This is a genomic window from Legionella bononiensis (assembly GCF_016786215.1).
GTDB classification, from domain to species: Bacteria; Pseudomonadota; Gammaproteobacteria; order Legionellales; family Legionellaceae; genus Legionella; species Legionella bononiensis.
Map to the genome: position 1 here is coordinate 247120 of NZ_JADOBG010000010.1, position 13153 is coordinate 260272.

A 13153-nucleotide genomic window follows, 5' to 3' on the forward strand; every position below is an offset into this window, starting at 1 on the left:
TAACATAGTATGGGATTTATAAGTATAAAAATCAATTTAATCGAGAAAAATCTACATAGAATAACCGATAGCTAGACTATTTTTGAACATACATTAAAAAATCTAGCAAATTTATCATTATCTTATCATTTAATATAAATAAACGGGGGTTTTACGAACAGCGCTAGAGATGTGCAAATAGAAGTTCAACTTGGCGGGGAAAACGTTAATAAACAGGTAAAGAAATCAATGTTTATAAATTATTTTGGGGCTGAGTTTCTTAACTTTGACTGATTATTATACTTGGAATACCTATCGTTAATCTTTACATCGGGTCTGGAGGCTATAATTCTATTTAAATTTAGGATTCTCCTGATGATTGCCATTTCGTTTATTCTTCGGCTTATTGAATAACGGATAATATTCAAAATTTAATCGGCTCCCAGCTGATTTTCTATTTCCTGAATAAGTGAGCCCCTATCTTCGCTAATCTCTTTTCTATCTTTTTTTAAATGTTTTTTAAGGTCATGGTTAGTCCAAGACAACTGTCTGATTGCGTCACCAAATTTATCTATATTCAGCATAAGGGGTTCGTGACGGTTTGTAAAAAGAATAACAACGTTTCCATTTTTTATTAGACCCTCACTGATTTTAAGGTCAGAATAATTGATTTTAATATGATCTTTTAAAAATTTAATCCCTGTGTTTAGTTCGATATCTTCCATAAATGGGTACTCCCAAACTGATCTGGTTTCATTGGCTATGTTTTTTAATCCATTCCTGCGCCATTAACTGAGCTTTTTCTAATTGTGATTTAGTCATTTTCTTAGCAACCATATCACGACCCTTCATTGCATTCTCATTACCATTTACACCTGCGATGTTAAACCACATATGAGAAAGAACATAATCTTGAGGAACACCATGTCCTTCGTAATATATAATACCTAAAGCCCCTTGCGCTTGATTAAGCCCCTGCTCAGAGGCCTTAGAATACCACTTGAATGCTTGCTGGTAATCTTGATTAACACCATTTCCTTTGTAAAACAGTCTACCTAGTCCATTCTGTGCTTCAGCGTTGCCTTGCTCAGCAGCTTTAGAATACCACTTGAATGCTTCTCGATAATTTTGAGTAAAACCCACCCCAATTTCATACCCATAACCTAGTAAATACTGTGCATCAGGCTTTCCTTGTTCTGCAAAAATTTGAAGTGCTCGCCATTTATCGACATCATTTCCATGCTTAACCTCTTGTGAATAAGAACGGGGAGAAGTCAATAATATAAGAGATAGTAGTAGAATTATCCTAACCGAAAGATACACTAAACTTTTTTTATTAATAATCGATAAGTTCATAAGTATGATATTTTCATTTATAGTAACCTTGTTGTCGGCTGCTTATAAAAATTCTTGATGAAATAGAAAGCTTGTATAAAGGCAGAGTGGAAATGCCGCATATATCCGCCATTGCTCTGTATCTATGGGGTTTTAGGACATTACAGATATATAAATATCTGAATGTTAAACTCAATAATAATGAAATTATGTTTGCCGAAGATCAGTCGGCTCCATTTGGTGGTGGTTCAATATCTTTCCAAAAAATATATTCAGTTGGTATTTTTATAACAGAATCTGATTGAAATTCATTTTTATCTAATAAATGATATTGTTCCAATTTATAAACAAGATATTTTTCGCCACCTTTTGGTTGTTTTAAAGAAAGGCATTTCCAAGGAAATGATGTTTGAAATTTAAATATATTTTTTTTGTTAGAATTAATAAAATCTCTAACTTGTTTATTAATATCTTCAATGTCTTCAAGGTGGTTTTTTATTTTTTTCAGGTAACTATCTTTATTAATTCTATTAACTTTAGTGTATACAATTTTATTGCCTTTCTGATCAACAATAGGACTTAATTCGAAATCAATATGACTCCACTTCTCAGATAACGAAGAAGCTTTGTGTGAAAAAGTGTTTCTTTCTTTTGCCAAGGAGTTCCATTTATGACTATACTTAGCTAATTCTTTGTTGTGCTCAATTTCCTTTAGAAGCTTGAGTTCATCAACTAAATTGTTAAAATAAAAATTTCTTTTTTCTTCCATTTTTAGAAATAAATATGCAAGTAAACTGGTGTATCTTTCCCATGCCCTATAAAACTGTTCATACACTATGTAAAGTCTATGAAGAATTAGCATGTCACTCAACTCGCTTCCCTCGTCTATTAAAATGAAATCTCCGATCGAAATTTGTATATTTGCAATACTCCAAAAGATTTCCGTGCATTTACACTTTATTTTATCATTTAAATAAGACTTTAATTCCGTATTACTTTCAAAAAAAACACCATTTAGCCACTCTTTAAAATTTGCCGCTGTTGTCAACAAAGTGAGCGAATTATCTTTAAATGCTTTTCCTATCTCTTCTATCAGTTGTTTAGCATCTGTCATATTTATTCTCAATTTCTAAAATCAGCTCTGTTTTTCTAAATTTTAGACTCATATGTTTTTTAAACGCCATGATATAAAGTCTCATAAATTTCCTTTGAATCTACTTAAAGAAAGGGCATTTATGGCCTTTGTTGTGTGGATAAGGTAATAAACCGGTTTTTTGTTTACCAATCATAAAAAGTACGAGTGGTAAACATTATATAAGGCAGTGCTAGCACCCTCGAGCTGCCCTCGCAAGCATATCCTCTACAGTCTTTTCAATAAATTCACGGCCAGTGTTCTTTAATAACTCTTCTCGCCATACACGATTTTTATTTATTAATTCTTTTTGAAGGAGAAATGCTTGTTCTGTATTTCCTGCTTCTATCGCTATAAGTACTTTATCCTCTATTTCTAACAACTCCTTATTTATTTTAAGCATATTGAACCCCATGAATAAAATTACCGTTATTTAGAACTTTCACTTACTAGATATAGAATAGATTTAAATAGAACCATTACATGACTATTAAGGTGCAAACAGAATTAATTCTCTACTACCAAACATCTTCTGATAATCCTGCGTCAATCTTGCATTTAGCTCTTTTCATTGCAAATTCTAAAGCTTCATTTTCTTTTGTAAAACGTTCAGGACATTCTCTATTTATCTCCATATTAATCCCAACATTTAAAGTAATTTTATAGCTAGGCTGAAATCCATCTGGAAATTTAACTGCAAAGCAATATATTTCCATATCTTTATATAACTCTTTCATTAAAAACTCCTTTTTATATTGAGAATTATTCGTTTATGTATTTATAAAGTGTAGTCTTTCCTACCCCAACCATCTTACAAATTAATTGAATTGAATGTTTTTTATTGGAATAAAGTGTTTTCACCAACTCCTTTTGTTCATCGGTAAGTTTTTTCGGCCTGCCACCTTGACGGCCTCTAGCCCTTGCTGCTTCAAGACCTGCACGAGTACGTTCCTTAATTAAATTACGTTCGAACTCAGAGAGCGCTCCAAAGACATGAAACATAAATTTTCCTGATGAAGTTTCAGTATTAATAGACTCGGTAATACTGTGAAAGCCAATTCCTTTTTCTTCAAGCCCACTCACATACGAAATAAGATGCGTGAGTGATCGCCCTAACCTATCCAAGCGCCAAACAACTAAGACATCCCCTTTTCTTAAGTATTTTTCAACTTTATCTAATCCAGGTCGTTCTGAAACTGAACCACTAATTTTATCCGTGAAGATTTCCTCGCAACCTGCCCTTTTCAATTCATCTAGTTGCAGGTCTAAATTTTGTTCATGCGTAGAAACACGTGCATACCCTACTCTCATTATTATTCCTTGTAGTTCTGAAAGACTAAAAGAATAGATTAAAATGAACTTTGATTAATGTATAGAGTTTTCGAACTGGTTTTCACGGCGAAATACAAATTTTTGAGCATCAATTTTATGCGTTCACAAACCCATCGATTACTGAATGCTTGAAATTAACGGAGCTAGCAATTTACCAAGGGTATTTTAAGTAAACCCCATCTATTTCTAAATCTCTCTTTCTAAAAAATATAATTAATAAAATCTATATGGATGCTGCTGTTTACCCCGGTAGTAATTAATATTGGCGAACCTTGGGAATTAGAAGTAAAATCTAATAACAGTTTAGTAAGAGGTAATAATGGATTTTAAAGATAAAAAAGTAATTGTTACAGGAGCTAACCGCAGTATTGGTCGAAAAATCGCTGAAAACTTTGCTAAACAAGGAGCTGACCTAGTCATTAGCTATCGCAGCGACGCAAAGGGGGCTGAAGAAACGATTAAAGCTATAAAAGATGCTGGCCGTGTTGCTGAAGCTTTTTATGCTGATTTTACCCAAATGGAACAGGTCGCATATTTTGCAAAGCAAGCAATTGATTATCTAGGACATGTAGATATTTTAATTAACAATGCAGGGATGCTCTGTCGCGAAAATTTGTTTGAACTAAGTCCTGAAAAAATGCAGCAAGTATTTCAAGTTAATACTTTGTCGCCTCTTTATTTAACGCAGCTTTGTTCACAAAATATGATTCAAAACAAGATAGCGGGTTCGATTATAAACATTTCCTCGATCAGCGGTACTATTACCATGCCCAAAGGTATCGGTTATGGGGCATCGAAGGCCGCCTTGAATAAATGGACAAAACATGCGGCCCTTAATTTGGCACAATATGGTATCCGCGTAAACGTTGTCGCACCGGGAGTTATTGAATCCGGAATGAATGAAAACACCTCTGTTAGTAATCCTGAATTATGGGAGTACTATATCAACAACATTCCCTTAAACAGACCAGGGAAACCAGATGACATCGCAAATTTTGTTTCATTTCTTACATCAAAAAAAGCAGACTGGATTACGGGGAAAGTATTTGAAATAGATGGAGGTCATGCTATTTGATAGCTATTCCTTCAATAAATCAAAGGGTTCTATTTGACTGTTCTAGGTGTTTCAATAGTGTCGCGAAGGCTGCAAACCCTATGTTTACCTTCGATATGGCTTGGAGCTGGGAAACCCATTGCAATCTATAATTAGTCATAAAAGCTCCAGAACAGTTTTAAAGGTCAAATTATTTACTATAGAGAATTCTATTATATATGTGAACTTTTTTACCTTGGGGTTTTAGAACAAAAAAAGGGCTTCAAATTACATCTCAACATCAGACAAACTACCTACGATTAATCTCACTTGTCCATGTATTCTATTTAATTTTTGTGCTTCAAATCGGAATCTGAAATGGACTTTGAGCTACGATTATTCGAATCTTCTGAATTAAGGCTTGAGGAATCTAAAGTCATAATACTAATAATATGTATAAAACGATCACTGTTATATAAAGAATTTTTTGCTTCAGGTTGTTTTCACGATATATTATCTCGCAGTTAAGTGCTTCGTCCCAACTTGTTTTTCCTTGTTTTTGAAGTCTTGGGCGGCTAGAAGCAAGCGTCAATATAATAAATCTAAAACTACCGCTAAATAAAGCCAGCCTCTCTGTGTGGGAATAAATAGTGTATCAGACACCCAAGCTTTATTTCTTTCTACAAGGTTAAAGTGACGCTTTATCCGATCAGGTGATGCTTTTAAAGTATTTTTCGAGTCGGTTGTAATAACAAATTTTTTTGCCATTTTCGATTTTATATTCCACAATCAGCCAGGAACTATGAACCATTGCATGCTAACCAATTGGATGCATGACTTGACCTCGGGTTCCAATGCATTACGCTGATTTGGCGGTCAATACGTACAATTTGAGCATTAAGAGTGGCGAATTGAACCCATGCACTGTCAACACCAGAATAGTGTTGAATGTAATTTAAGGACATGTTTTATGAAGTTACTGCTCTCTGAAGAAAAACTCCGCCCTGTTTGCACCCTTGCATCATCTTCCATTCTTGCAACTCTACTGACCATAAACGTCTCTGCTCCAGCACATGCAACGTCAACATCTTCTTCTAATGAGCAAGAAAAACGGATTCAAGCACTGGAAGATAGGATTCGTTTACTGGAAAAATTGCTTATTGCACAACAAAAAATATCGACCAATTCATCCCATAGATCAAAAAGAAATAGCGCTACTCACACCATTAAGCCCACTCCTTCTATCACATCGGGCAAACTGCATGTCAAACAGCCCGTAGTACAGAAACCCGAAGCACATCCAGTATCCTCAGTTTCTCTTAAGAAACCATTCACTACAAAAGATAAAAAAATTTATCTAAAAGGACTGACGATCTCACCTGGCGGATTTTTGGCTGGCGAAGGTTTTACTCGCTCACTTTATCAACAATCTGATGTGGGATCCTTCTTCGGCGGAATTCCACTTGGCAATAACCCCTTGCATTATATGAGTGAAACCAGATTCTCTGCACGTTCATCACGTTTGTCCAGTCTGTTTGAGGGAGTAATCAATCCCGAAACTTTAGTAGCCGGATATATAGAGGTCGATTTTTTTGGCAACGGTTCAGCAAATTCCACTGAAAGTAATTCCTTCGATCTGAGATTAAGGCATGCTTATTTTAATACCGACTGGAATAATTGGGGAGTTCATGTCCTGGCTGGTCAAACCTTTTCACTTGCAACAACTAATCTAAAAGGAATAACGCCTCGCAATGAGTTTCTTCCACTAACCATTGATGCCCAATTTGTCATTGGTTATGTTTGGAAACGCCAACCCCAATTGCGTCTGGTAAAGAATCTGGGCGATCTGTTCACCGCAGCGATCTCAATAGAAAACGCTCAAACGACCTTCGGCGGCACACCCTGCGGAACCAATTTGGGCAATGGGGTTATAAGCCAGATTTGTTCTAGCCCCGGAATTCAAACTCTTCCCAATATTGTGTTTTTTTCTTTGAACAACATTCCTGATGTAATTGGAAAGCTGGCTTATGAAGACACTATTAATAACCATAGAGTTCACATTGAAGGTTTCGGTTTGCACCGTAATTTGTATAATCGCGTTCGAAGCGTGCCTGACTTTAATGAAAATCATAATACAAGTGCGTACGGTTTTGGTGGTGGCGGATTGATCGAATTAATTCCGAAATACCTTGATCTTCATGGAAATTTCCTGGCAGGCCGCGGCGTAGGAAGTTATTCCTCCGGTTTTCTTCCTGATGCGACTTTAAATTCCAATGGTTCATTAATCGCGATACCTGAAGTTATATTCATGGCAGGTGCAACATGGCATGCCACTTCAAAATTTGACGTCTATGTCTATGGTGGTAAAGAACAAGAAGATCGCACTTATTTCAGAGTTAATGACAATTACTTTGGGTATGGTGTTCCTAACGCAAACAATACTGGATGCAACATTGAATACGGTATTTGTGGGGGAAACAATCAGACCTTATGGCAAGTGACAACCGGTTTATGGAATAAGGTGTATCAAGGGGATTACGGTGATGTACGTGCTGGCCTTCAATATTCCTATACTGTGCGAAAAATCTTTTCAGGTAATGGAGGACAGGAGAATTTACTTAACCCCCAATACATGGGTTATCAAACCCATGATAATATGGTTTTTGCCAGCCTGCGCTATTATCCATTTACTTTCAGCGGCAACTACTAATCAGGCAAAAGCATCAGACGCCTTTCGCACAAATCAATCTCTTGAGCCACCCCTCATTTTTTATACATATCTTGCTTTATCTTATTGATTTTTAACAATCAATCATAGAGAATCGCTTCCCTGATAACGCTATTGGTGACTCCGTTTATATTCATCTGCAAATTTAAGATCCGCTTTATGTAATGCTAAATCAGCAAGTTTTTTAAATTTACCTCCTTTGAGTTTAATTATTTTTACAGCATCAGGAATATCTCAAATTAACTTGTCTTTCTCATATCGAACTGGAAAATTTTCCATATGAAGCCCCCTCCTATCCCTATTGTAATCATTTAGATAAGCATCTCAATTCTTGAAAATATTATTTAAATAATTCCTCTATTGTTATTTGCATTTCATCCTGGCTAGGCTTTGCATAACGAAATATTTCTTTAATAGATACGTTACCACTTAGCTCTTGAGCAAAATGCACGCCATGCTTATCAGTTACTTTCTTTAAAAAAGTGTGGCATAGTTGATGAGGAGTAAATTCAAATTGTTCATGTTCCGGCAAAAATGCTAAAGCTTGTTTTAAAACTCTTTGGCAAATGCGATAAACATCCAAGGTTTGTAAACGTGTCCCATAGCGTGAAATAAATAATGGTTCATCATTTAGAGCAGCCCTTTGTTCTAAATACTAAACTAAATATCCCCTACTTTCTTGTGGTAAAGGAATTTTTTGACTAATACGCTTTGATTTATGACGTAGCACTTCGCACAGCCTTTTTGTCGATACTGATCCACATTTAAGTTAACCACTTCAGATTCACGAAGTCCTGTGTCTAAAAGTACATAAAATAGAGCTGTTTCCATTAAAGGATTTTGATTTTTACGAGTGCAAGTTTTAATGCGTTGCTCACAGGCAGACTTTAAGCGCATCAATTGTCTCGATGTTAACCCATTCCATAGGAATATTAAATTTGAAAATAATTGGTGCATACCACTATAATTCCAGACTGTAAGCAATACAATATCGGTCTACCGAGGACTTTCATGAAAAAGGGTAAAGACATCTCGGTAAGTTTTGATGGTCTATATCTGATTCATCAAAATCTTCCTGGGAAGCAGGTTCAGCAAATCACTTTACAAGAAGCACTTTTATTTATCCCTTTGCAAGGAGAAATCAGCATTATTTTGGAGGGAAAAACTCTGCAATTGGGTGTGAGTAAAATGTTATACCTGCCACCAAATCTGACACATTCTTTTTCTTCCACTACTAAAAGTGGCGAGCGGCTAATTGCTTTGATTGACCCTAACAAATACCAAGTGAGCTTTTCTTCTTCAGTACCCTTAATTCTTCCCGTAGATCATTTGATAAAGGAGCTACTCTTTTATTTATTACTCCACCCAAAAACAAACAATGCGCAATCGTTAATTCAGGTATTTTGTGAAACTTTGCATGAGATATTGATGCGGACGTCCTCCAATTACATGCAATCAGTGGAGCATTTAGAAGCAAAAGCGAGCGATCCACGTTTAAAAATAGCCTTAAATTACATGCGGGAGCACTTAGCAGATAATATTAATATAAACGATGTGGCACGTCATTCCGGATTGAGTAGTCGTAGTCTTAATCGATTGGCAGCGATTGAAACGGGACTACAACCAAAGCAGTGGCTGATTCATTATCGAATATCAAAGGCAAAGGAACTCCTACGCCTATCTGGAAACTCCGTTACTCAGGTAGCCTTTATGGTAGGCTATAATTCCTTAGGTCAATTCATTGCAACCTTTCGTACTCATACTGGGCAATTGCCTTCTGAATATCTCAATATGGCTAAAAACTGAAAATTAATGGCGAGATTTTAGAATCATTTCATTCTCCTTGCTCATAAACTGCATAGGTTAAACAACAAACCGTGAGGAGAAAATAGAATGATACGAAAAAAAACAAGTAACTGGTCAAGAAATATAACTCTTTGTTTTGCAATGATCTTTCAGATTGTGACTGCCCATGCTTACTATATTCCGAAGGCAACGCAGTCCGAAAGCGAAATTCAAATAGTACAAAAATATTTTGAAGCTCTAGCCACAGGTGACATGGCCTTGCTCGATAGCCTGCTTTCTGAAAATATCATTTGGCATCAACCTGGAAATGGTTCTTTGTCAAAAACTTATTACGGTAAGCAGGAAGTATTTTCACTATTTGGTCAATTTATGAAAATCAGTGAAAATACGTTCAAAATCGATGAAGTAAAAAACATCATGGCTAATAACTTCTTAGTAGCCGCTACCCTTCATTTCTCCGCCCATAAATCCAATGGCAGCAAACTGTCTATGGACGGAGTTGACTTAATGAAAATTAATAATGGCCAAATTGTCGAGGTCTATCTTTTTTCAGCAAACCAATCCGAAGAAGATGCTTTTTGGAGTTCTGAAACGCAATTAAAACCTTAAAGTCCTTTGACAATTCGCCTAATGGTTACGTTCTGCTGCATGTCCTCAGGGTTCATGGATTCAGCAGGCGTAGCCTGGGAGTAGGCCCAAAGGGCCGTATCCCAGGTTTTCATTTCACCTTCATTCACTCTCCAAACGCTCCTTGGACTCCATCATATCCCCAATTTTCTTACAATACTCCCTTCTGAACATATCGTTGAAAACTGGAATACGGCCATTCTTTAACTGAGGATACATATCCATATGACTCACCCAACAGGTCAATATAACTGATTAATAATTGTGAGTTCCGATTTCTTAAAACAAAAAAAAATAGGTACCGCCAGGAGTAAAATCTCTGTGAAAGTGAACCATATTTGTTTATGAAGTTGGCTTTCCTGTGAATGGAATTTTATAGGGGTTGATCGAGCTATGGAAGTTAAATGAAAACCTGGGATACGGCCCTTTGGGCCTACTCCCAGGCTACGCCGGCTTCATCACTGATGTGAACCCAAACCCATACCCCAAAATATCTCTACCCACTATAAGAAATCTCTTGCATGACATCGAAGGATTCTCTTTATGTATTAGTTCTATTTCTTTGCTATAGTCAAAATGAGTAATGACAATGGATGTCTTAAATGGACTTTTGTCTTGGTATCACGGATGATGCCTTCCACAAGGATGTGGAGGACTACTCAAAACTTTTATGACTCATCAATCCACTAGGCAACGATGAGTCACCTCTTCTTGTTAGTGCACTTTAAAATCCCAGAATTACCCATCTTTTCTGAGTGCATTCCGAAAAGTTATTGCATAACTGTAACTACTGGAATTTCTTGCGTATCCCCGATGTATTCACAGAGATACCCACAGAAAATGTGGATAACTATTTTTATATTTAATAATGAACAAAATGGCGTTATGCCTTGCTCTATAAGGGTTATATCACATTAGAAATAATGAGTTCGAAAGATAGGCAATGTGAAGTTATAAAAATTATCCACAAGACATACAGGAAAAATGTATAGAGATAGCAACCACATGGTAACAATAAAAAATTTGAAAAAACAGTCTTGACTCTCATTATTTTAAAATAAAAATGAATCTCAGTTTGAGACTACTTAATAAGGACAATTGATTAATGCAGTCATGTCTTGATGGAGGAGAAATTGAAATATCAACAGTCCCTAACTGGCGGAGTACTTCTATCAGAGAATAGTCAGGATACGTGTGCAAATTCATTTTAGCTCCTTTCAAAGGATGTTCTGAGTTGAAGCGTAGTCTAAATAGTGATTCCATACTCCATATTTGTTTTGTGGTGATAAGAAATAAAATCAGTTGGCTTTGTAGTCAAAAGTTCTCCTCTCATTAACTTTTTGTCCTTTACTTGCATTACTCCAGCTCAATGATTTGGACGTTGTCACGCTGATGCTTTAAATAAGAAAGTACTATTTTATAATCATCATAGGTATGACTGGATTCAGATGCTGCATCAAGAAGTGAACGCCATTGCGTTAACAAATGCTCACTGTTCATCGAGCAGACATGCCGCCACTGATGCACTACCGTAAATTGAGTTATTTTATTCACAGGGCAGTGCTCTTTTACTGCAATCGCCCCCTTAAAAGGCCATACCACTTCCTGATATTCCTCTAGCGCTTCTAATAATCGCTTGTTGTACACCTCATGGGGTTCTTCTTTAATACATGCTCCATGGCATCGTTTCAACTGATAAGAAAAACACGAGCCATTACCCTGCTCTACCCCGCATAATTTTTGACACAAATCATGATTTTTGATCAATTGAAGCAAGGTGCGTTTTGCAGCAGCCACACTTCGAAAAGCACCATAAATTCCATGCTGCTTTAATTCATGTTCCTCTTCAACTTGTTCGCGCACGATAGAAAGAGTTAAATATCCTTGGTGCTCACTTAACTTAAATCCTGCAATGGTCGTTTTACGTCGCAACCTACGATTATAAACGGGCATATGCTCTTTAATCATTTTGGACTCAAGCAATAAGGCACTCAACTCCCCTGCTGTTGGGATGACTTCAATGCGCACTACTTGTTGACTTAAAGTAAACTCTTTAGCGTGCGTATAGTCTCCTGAAAAATGAGACAGTACTCGTTGGCGCAAGGTAATACTTTTACCAATGTATAAAGGCAATGGATTTTTATCGCCATAGAATATATAAACACCAGGAGTATCTGGTAGCTGCGACACGTCTGTCGTTAATTTCGAGGGGATGCTCGATTTGTGATAGAGTGCTTTAGCGGCGAACAGGATCTTTGACCAGGTGTGCAGCTCCACCATTTTTTGAATCACTTCATGCAAGGCCGCAACATCCCCTTGAGCACGATGATGGTGTTCTAATGAAACGTTTAGCGATTGTGTAATAAACTCTAAATTATAATGGCGTTGGTTAGGATAAAGCTGTTTTAATAATTTAATAGTACATAATACTGGAGCTTGATAAGTTATCCCACAGCGCTTGAAGGCGTTTTTGATAAACCCAAAATCAAAGCGTGCATTATGCGCTACAAAAACACACTCGTGTAAGACGTCTAATAATTCAAGAGCAATGTCTTCAAAATATGGGGCATCTTGAACCATCTCATTGGAAATACCGGTTAATGCTTTAATGGCATCGGGGATGGAGCGTTTAGGCTTGATCAATCGATGCCAAGTGCGCCTAATACCATGCTCTGTAATAACCATCACGGCTATTTCTGTAATTCCATCCGTGGTTACATGAAGTCCTGTGGTTTCTATATCAACCAGTGCCCATTGAAATGAATACTGCATAAACTCTCTTTTAAAAATTATTAAAGGCTAACCCGAGCAATATCAGACCATCGTGTTGTATAAGCCGGAGATTTCAGCTCCGCTCGCATCGACCAGGGTTTCGAATAACCCTCTACCGCAAGGCAAATTGTATGTCGGCCGTATTTTTGATTGATTGTATCAAATACACTCATAATTTGTTCGGTCTTTGCTAAAACTTCATCAAATACTTGATAAACTATATACAATTGACCGAGTTCTTTGAGAATAAAATCCTCCTGACATACCAATGCTTTTTTGTAATGAGGTGCAAATCAATGGTTATCATGACCGGAGGACTGATCTCGCCATACAAGGTGTAGTTTAAAGAGAATGCATCAAATTTAAGTTGGTTACAAAGTCCTTTCATTTTGCAAAAAGGCTCACCCAT

Annotated in this window: 15 protein-coding genes and 1 pseudogene; 4 read left to right on the forward strand and 12 right to left on the reverse strand. The window is 36.6% G+C overall.

Annotation, left to right across the window (positions count from 1 at the left end; genetic code table 11):
• Positions 1 to 410: 410 nt before the first annotated feature.
• The 6 genes from IZU94_RS06345 to IZU94_RS06370 form a co-directional block, all read right to left on the reverse strand.
• Complete coding sequence (locus IZU94_RS06345; protein WP_203109076.1) at positions 411 to 704, reverse strand: hypothetical protein; 294 nt, start codon at positions 702 to 704, stop codon at positions 411 to 413.
• 28 nt (positions 705 to 732) lie between these two features.
• Entirely contained in the window at positions 733 to 1335 is a 603-nt protein-coding gene (locus tag IZU94_RS06350; protein ID WP_203109078.1) for a tetratricopeptide repeat protein, read from the reverse strand.
• Positions 1336 to 1537: 202 nt separating this feature from the next.
• Complete coding sequence (locus IZU94_RS06355; RefSeq protein ID WP_203109079.1) at positions 1538 to 2428, reverse strand: hypothetical protein; 891 nt, start codon at positions 2426 to 2428, stop codon at positions 1538 to 1540.
• 211 nt (positions 2429 to 2639) lie between these two features.
• Entirely contained in the window at positions 2640 to 2849 is a 210-nt protein-coding gene (locus tag IZU94_RS06360; protein WP_203109080.1) for a hypothetical protein, read from the reverse strand.
• A gap of 115 nt (positions 2850 to 2964) precedes the next feature.
• Positions 2965 to 3183, reverse strand: a complete 219-nt coding sequence (locus IZU94_RS06365; RefSeq protein ID WP_203109082.1) for a hypothetical protein — start codon at positions 3181 to 3183, stop codon at positions 2965 to 2967.
• Positions 3184 to 3208: 25 nt separating this feature from the next.
• Entirely contained in the window at positions 3209 to 3757 is a 549-nt protein-coding gene (locus tag IZU94_RS06370) for a recombinase family protein (protein ID WP_203109084.1), read from the reverse strand.
• 340 nt (positions 3758 to 4097) lie between these two features.
• Between IZU94_RS06370 and IZU94_RS06375 the strand changes: the two genes are divergently transcribed.
• Positions 4098 to 4853, forward strand: a complete 756-nt coding sequence (locus IZU94_RS06375; protein WP_203109086.1) for an SDR family NAD(P)-dependent oxidoreductase — start codon at positions 4098 to 4100, stop codon at positions 4851 to 4853.
• Positions 4854 to 5399: 546 nt separating this feature from the next.
• On the opposite strand, the gene IZU94_RS06380 is transcribed toward IZU94_RS06375, so the two are convergent.
• Positions 5400 to 5579 carry a hypothetical protein gene (locus tag IZU94_RS06380; protein WP_203109088.1) on the reverse strand — a complete coding sequence of 60 codons (180 nt, stop codon included), beginning with the start codon at positions 5577 to 5579 and terminating at the stop codon, positions 5400 to 5402.
• A 202-nt stretch (positions 5580 to 5781) separates the two neighbouring features.
• On the opposite strand from IZU94_RS06380, the gene IZU94_RS06385 reads away from it, so the two are divergent.
• Positions 5782 to 7521, forward strand: a complete 1740-nt coding sequence (locus IZU94_RS06385; RefSeq protein WP_203109090.1) for a hypothetical protein — start codon at positions 5782 to 5784, stop codon at positions 7519 to 7521.
• A gap of 358 nt (positions 7522 to 7879) precedes the next feature.
• On the opposite strand, the gene IZU94_RS18175 is transcribed toward IZU94_RS06385, so the two are convergent.
• Complete coding sequence (locus IZU94_RS18175; RefSeq protein ID WP_238400518.1) at positions 7880 to 8122, reverse strand: hypothetical protein; 243 nt, start codon at positions 8120 to 8122, stop codon at positions 7880 to 7882.
• A gap of 77 nt (positions 8123 to 8199) precedes the next feature.
• Positions 8200 to 8436 (reverse strand): hypothetical protein, encoded by a 237-nt coding sequence (locus IZU94_RS18180; protein WP_238400517.1) that lies wholly within the window; start codon positions 8434 to 8436, stop codon positions 8200 to 8202.
• 114 nt (positions 8437 to 8550) lie between these two features.
• On the opposite strand from IZU94_RS18180, the gene IZU94_RS06395 reads away from it, so the two are divergent.
• Both IZU94_RS06395 and IZU94_RS06400 read left to right on the forward strand, forming a co-directional pair.
• Positions 8551 to 9345 carry an AraC family transcriptional regulator gene (locus tag IZU94_RS06395; RefSeq protein WP_203109093.1) on the forward strand — a complete coding sequence of 265 codons (795 nt, stop codon included), beginning with the start codon at positions 8551 to 8553 and terminating at the stop codon, positions 9343 to 9345.
• Positions 9346 to 9432: 87 nt separating this feature from the next.
• Positions 9433 to 9954, forward strand: coding sequence for a nuclear transport factor 2 family protein (locus IZU94_RS06400; protein ID WP_203109095.1), 522 nt, complete (start codon positions 9433 to 9435; stop codon positions 9952 to 9954).
• Positions 9955 to 11019: 1065 nt separating this feature from the next.
• On the opposite strand, the gene IZU94_RS06405 is transcribed toward IZU94_RS06400, so the two are convergent.
• From IZU94_RS06405 to IZU94_RS06415, 3 genes and pseudogenes are all read right to left on the reverse strand, one after another.
• Entirely contained in the window at positions 11020 to 11178 is a 159-nt protein-coding gene (locus IZU94_RS06405; RefSeq protein WP_203109097.1) for a hypothetical protein, read from the reverse strand.
• A 150-nt stretch (positions 11179 to 11328) separates the two neighbouring features.
• Entirely contained in the window at positions 11329 to 12744 is a 1416-nt protein-coding gene (locus IZU94_RS06410; RefSeq protein WP_203109099.1) for a 3'-5' exonuclease family protein, read from the reverse strand.
• A 20-nt stretch (positions 12745 to 12764) separates the two neighbouring features.
• A pseudogene (locus IZU94_RS06415) lies at positions 12765 to 13028 on the reverse strand (DUF4113 domain-containing protein); the annotation flags it as partial.
• Positions 13029 to 13153: the final 125 nt, after the last annotated feature.

Coding starts and splice junctions, on each gene's coding strand:
- IZU94_RS06410 (WP_203109099.1), bottom strand. CDS start 12,744: ATGCAGTATTCATTTCAATGGGCACTGGTTGATATAGAAACCACAGGA.
- IZU94_RS06395 (WP_203109093.1), top strand. CDS start 8,551: ATGAAAAAGGGTAAAGACATCTCGGTAAGTTTTGATGGTCTATATCTG.
- IZU94_RS06370 (WP_203109084.1), bottom strand. CDS start 3,757: ATGAGAGTAGGGTATGCACGTGTTTCTACGCATGAACAAAATTTAGAC.
- IZU94_RS06365 (WP_203109082.1), bottom strand. CDS start 3,183: ATGAAAGAGTTATATAAAGATATGGAAATATATTGCTTTGCAGTTAAA.
- IZU94_RS06360 (WP_203109080.1), bottom strand. CDS start 2,849: ATGCTTAAAATAAATAAGGAGTTGTTAGAAATAGAGGATAAAGTACTT.
- IZU94_RS06375 (WP_203109086.1), top strand. CDS start 4,098: ATGGATTTTAAAGATAAAAAAGTAATTGTTACAGGAGCTAACCGCAGT.
- IZU94_RS06355 (WP_203109079.1), bottom strand. CDS start 2,428: ATGACAGATGCTAAACAACTGATAGAAGAGATAGGAAAAGCATTTAAA.
- IZU94_RS06345 (WP_203109076.1), bottom strand. CDS start 704: ATGGAAGATATCGAACTAAACACAGGGATTAAATTTTTAAAAGATCAT.
- IZU94_RS06405 (WP_203109097.1), bottom strand. CDS start 11,178: ATGAATTTGCACACGTATCCTGACTATTCTCTGATAGAAGTACTCCGC.
- IZU94_RS06385 (WP_203109090.1), top strand. CDS start 5,782: ATGAAGTTACTGCTCTCTGAAGAAAAACTCCGCCCTGTTTGCACCCTT.
- IZU94_RS06400 (WP_203109095.1), top strand. CDS start 9,433: ATGATACGAAAAAAAACAAGTAACTGGTCAAGAAATATAACTCTTTGT.
- IZU94_RS06350 (WP_203109078.1), bottom strand. CDS start 1,335: ATGAACTTATCGATTATTAATAAAAAAAGTTTAGTGTATCTTTCGGTT.
- IZU94_RS06380 (WP_203109088.1), bottom strand. CDS start 5,579: ATGGCAAAAAAATTTGTTATTACAACCGACTCGAAAAATACTTTAAAA.
- IZU94_RS18180 (WP_238400517.1), bottom strand. CDS start 8,436: ATGCGCTTAAAGTCTGCCTGTGAGCAACGCATTAAAACTTGCACTCGT.